Below are 4,209 nucleotides of genomic sequence, written 5' to 3'. Positions count from 1 at the left end.
TGTAACCTTCTGATCCGTAGTCAGATGCTCTATTCAGTTGAGCTACGCGGCCATGCTTTGTCTGATAAGCAGACTATCAGTTTCGAGTGCAAAGATACAACATTTTTGCCAATCTGCAATAGGCGAAATATTTTAACCCGAGACAAACGGATGTTGAGAGATCAAAAAGGGCGAAAAAAAGGTTGTCTAACTTGGTGCGCCAAGTTAGACAACTTCATTCATCAAGTTAGACAACTTGATTTCGACCTTTGGACAACCCATTTTCACTCCTCGCCAAAATACTCTTTTTAAGCACGCTACACACTAAAATAAATGATATCCCTGCAAACGGCCTTTTTTCTCAAAAAAAGACTTAAATTTGGGATGATGCGCAGAGCATACAGCAAACGAAACTCATTACAGACAATTAAATACATAGTATGGAAAACGAAATAATCCTTGCCATATTCAATGGTACAGACCGCCCGGGAGTAACGGCGGCTTTGACAGAGGTCCTTGCCGAACACGAAGCGACAGTCCTCGACATCGGCCAGGCCGACATCCACAGCCACCTCAGTCTGGGTATCCTCTTCAGTGCAGAAAAAAGCACATCGGGCAGCATCCTCAAGGACTTGCTCTTCATGAGCAACAAGTTGAACGTCAACGTCACTTTCAGACCCATCGATCCCGAAAACTACACGAGCTGGGTACAGAATCAGGGAAAGAATAAATACATCATCACGATCCTTGCCAAAAAGATCGAAGCGGACATGATGGCATCCATCACGCGAGAGATTGCAGCGCAGGGGATGAATATCGACGACATAAAGCGTCTCACCGGACGTATCCCTCTCGTGGAGCAGGAGCGTGTCCCCAAGGCAAGTATCGAGCTCTCGGTACGTGGAACGCCAAAAGACAAGGAGCTGTTGCAGAAGCACTTCATGGAGTTTACAAAGAAGTACGAGATGGATATTTCATTCCAGCAGGAGAGTATGTTCCGCAGGATGAGGAGGGTGATCTGTTTCGATATGGACTCTACCCTCATCAAGACCGAAGTGATCGACGAACTCGCTATGCGTGCAGGCGTGGGTGACAAGGTCAAGGCCATCACCGAGTCTGCCATGAGGGGAGAGATAGACTTCAACGAAAGCTTTATCCAACGAGTGGCTCTCCTCAAAGGGCTCGACATATCGGTGATGAAAGACATCGCCGAAAACCTCCCTATCATGGACGGTGTGGATCGCACGATGCGTATCCTCAAGAAGGTGGGATTCAAAATCGCCATCTTATCCGGGGGATTCACATATTTCGGAAAGCACCTCCAAAGCAAGTATGGTATAGACTATGTGTATGCCAACGAGCTCGAAGTGGACGAAGATGGCAAGCTCACAGGTCGCCACTTGGGAGACATCGTGGATGGCAAGCGCAAGGCCGAACTCCTCAAACTCATTGCTCAGGTGGAAAAAGTAGATATCCGCCAGACCGTGGCTGTGGGAGACGGAGCAAACGACCTACCGATGATCACGACAGCGGGTCTCGGTATCGCATTCCATGCCAAACCCAAGGTCAAAGAGTCGGCAAGGCAGTCGATCACCACGATGGGACTTGACGGTATCCTTTACTTCCTCGGATACAAGGACTCCATCATCGACGAAGTTGAGTTTAACATCTAACCAAGGGGATACGCCAATGATCAGACATATTGTAATGTTCAGGCTCAGCGAAAGTCTGTCGGAACGAGAACTGACCGATCTCATCGCTCGCGCCAAATCAGACTTGGAAGCTCTCGTAGGAAAGATAGAAGTACTACGAGACCTCAAAGTCTACACCAACATCAATCCCAAGGAGGAGTACCACTTCTCCCTCATCGCAGACCTTGACATATTTGAGGATGTGGATGTGTACGCCCGACACCCCGATCACATGAAGATCGTGACAGAGCTCATCAAGCCCAATCTTGTCAAGAGAGCTTGTGTGGACATCGTCGTCCCTTAACCGGAGAGCGGGAGAAAAAGGGTAATGAAAAAGGAGATCGTACTGACTTCGCCTGCAGGGCCGGTATTGGTGACCCTCGACGGTCGCCACATACTCGGTACCGAACCCTACGAAGGGGCGAGCTCTCCGGACGAAAGCCCGGAGTACAGTACTCTGCGCGAAGCTCTTTGGACGTGCAGTGGTTGTCCGGAAGGGTACACGCTGGAGACCAAGCCTGTCAAGTGGGCACCGCACTTCTGGGACGAACTGGCACGCATCCCCATAGGACAGATAGTGACCTATGGAGAGTTGGCACAGCGGTTGGGACTTCCTCGTCATGCACGTGCCGTGGGACGCGCTCTCAACTCCAACCTCACAGCAATCCTCTTGCCCTGTCATCGCGTGGTGGCTTCGGGTGGCATCGGAGGTTTCGGATGGGGCGTAGACCGAAAGATAAGGCTTCTACAGCACGAGCAAACGCTCATCAGCAAGCAATCGTCATGAAAGGAGCACGGCTCGGAAAGGCTGTTGAGTCTCTCGTCTGCGACAAGCTGAGAGAAATCGGTATGGTCATCCTCGATCAGAACTACAAAGTAGGTAACTACGAAATAGACATCATAGCCATGGACGGACGTGTCTTGACCTTTGTGGAGGTCAAGGCACGTTCGGGCTTTATGGACATGGAAGAGGTGATGGAACTACTCACTCCGGCCAAAGAACGTCGCCTTGTCATTGCAGCCGACACCTACTGCAACAACAGCAAAGAGACCTTTGACAGTTGCCGATTCGACTATGTCTTCGTCGATATGAGTGGAGAGAGATATGAGATTTTGCACTATAAGGAAGCTTTTGTGCCGACCTCGTACTGATATATGTCGAAAAAAATCATATCTTTGTGAATCTGTGTATAGGTGTTAAAGCTCATTTTCGCCTACCACAAGACATTTCATAAACATATAGTGGACAATCATATGTACAAATATATCCTTACCGCGCTTACCCTCATAATGGGGGTCTGCACGTCGTATGCACAGTCACGCGTGCAGAGGTATGACATCACGGAGGGAGACAACAACAGCGTTGTGTACGCCTTGCCCCTCACCCGTCTCTATGTGACTGTGACTGTGGAAGAAGAGGTCACAACTCCGGGAGAGTTTGCCCTCTATGCAGAGAAATATCTGGGTATCAAAACCGTCCCGATGCAGCCAACGCAGACCTTCCGTATCAAAGAGATAAAGATGGGAGCGTATGGTGTCCCCAATCCCGAACAGAGATACACCGTGCAATTCAAAAGCAACTCGGCAGCCTCTTATCTCCAACTCACACAGGATGGCATCCTATGTGCAATCAACTCAGAATATATCCCTCTGTCTCAGATGCCTGAAGAGAAGATGACGGACTTCGAGACCGAAGAAGCCATCGACCGCTTGTCTTCAATGTCCGAAGAGTACGTGCAGGCTACGACGAAAACAAAGCAGGCAGAGATCACAGCTCGCGAGATATTCCGCATCCGTGAAAGCCGCACAAGCATCGTCAGCGGAGAGGCCGAACAACCATTCCCCGACGGACAGGCGATGAAGTTGGCAATATCAGGGCTGGACAAACAAGAAAAAGCACTTACAGAGAGATTTGTGGGCAAAGTCAAAGTTCGTACCCGGACATTTGTCATCCGCAATCTATCGGCAGAAGAGGAGGGACGCACCGTGGCATTTCGCTTCTCAGAAGCCCTCGGACTCCTCGACAAAGCAGACCTAAGGGGAGAGCCCGTATATCTCAATATAAAGGTATTGGATCGCGCGCCTGAACTCACAGAAAAAGAGGCTGCGCGCAAAGCAAAAAGCCTCAAAGGCATCATCTACACCGTACCGGGCAAGATCCGTGCGTCGTTGTCCTCAAGTGAAGGGAAGTCTATCCTCTCTGGAGACTACGATATAGCTCAACTTGGGACACAAGAAGCCCTCAACCCTGCCCTCTTCACGGCAAAGAAAGGAAGAGCAAGCCTCATCCTGAATCCGGAAACAGGCAGCATCAGACAGGTGAAGGAAACAAACTGACAAGAAACCAAATCAACGAAATAAACAATTATTCAATACATTAAACTTTTATCAATTAACTTATGGCACAAAGAAAGAAACATCCTAATGGCCTGATTGCTGCGGCATTGGCAAACATGGGTGAGCGTTTTGGCTTCTACACGATGATGGCTATCCTCGTGCTCTTCCTGGGCGCAAAGTTCGGTCTATCAGAGTCTGAAGC

5 protein-coding genes are annotated in these 4,209 nt (G+C 49.4%); all 5 read left to right on the top strand.

The features are described 5' to 3' along the window. Window positions 1-419: 419 nt before the first annotated feature. The 5 genes from serB to Q4A14_RS08785 all read left to right on the top strand — a co-directional run bounded on the left by serB (window position 420) and on the right by Q4A14_RS08785 (window position 4,007). Entirely contained in the window at window positions 420-1,652 is a 1,233-nt protein-coding gene (gene serB / locus Q4A14_RS08805; RefSeq protein ID WP_303171496.1) for a phosphoserine phosphatase SerB, read from the top strand. 16 nt (window positions 1,653-1,668) lie between these two features. Next, complete coding sequence (locus Q4A14_RS08800; RefSeq protein WP_303171494.1) at window positions 1,669-1,974, top strand: Dabb family protein; 306 nt, start codon at window positions 1,669-1,671, stop codon at window positions 1,972-1,974. Between the two features lie 24 nt (window positions 1,975-1,998). Beyond that, window positions 1,999-2,457: an MGMT family protein gene (locus tag Q4A14_RS08795; RefSeq protein ID WP_303171492.1), complete on the top strand. Its 459-nt coding sequence runs from the start codon at window positions 1,999-2,001 to the stop codon at window positions 2,455-2,457. Then, window positions 2,454-2,822: a YraN family protein gene (locus Q4A14_RS08790; protein WP_303171491.1), complete on the top strand. Its 369-nt coding sequence runs from the start codon at window positions 2,454-2,456 to the stop codon at window positions 2,820-2,822. The genes Q4A14_RS08795 and Q4A14_RS08790 overlap by 4 nt, the downstream gene beginning before the upstream one ends. A 102-nt stretch (window positions 2,823-2,924) precedes the next feature. After that, window positions 2,925-4,007, top strand: a complete 1,083-nt coding sequence (locus tag Q4A14_RS08785) for a DUF4831 family protein (RefSeq protein WP_303171489.1) — start codon at window positions 2,925-2,927, stop codon at window positions 4,005-4,007. Window positions 4,008-4,209 lie beyond the last annotated feature (202 nt).

The organism is Porphyromonas sp., from assembly GCF_030529325.1.
Lineage (GTDB): Bacteria > Bacteroidota > Bacteroidia > Bacteroidales > Porphyromonadaceae > Porphyromonas_A.
Note: the sequence above shows the minus strand (reverse complement) of the source record. Positions and strands in the feature narration are given on the sequence as shown.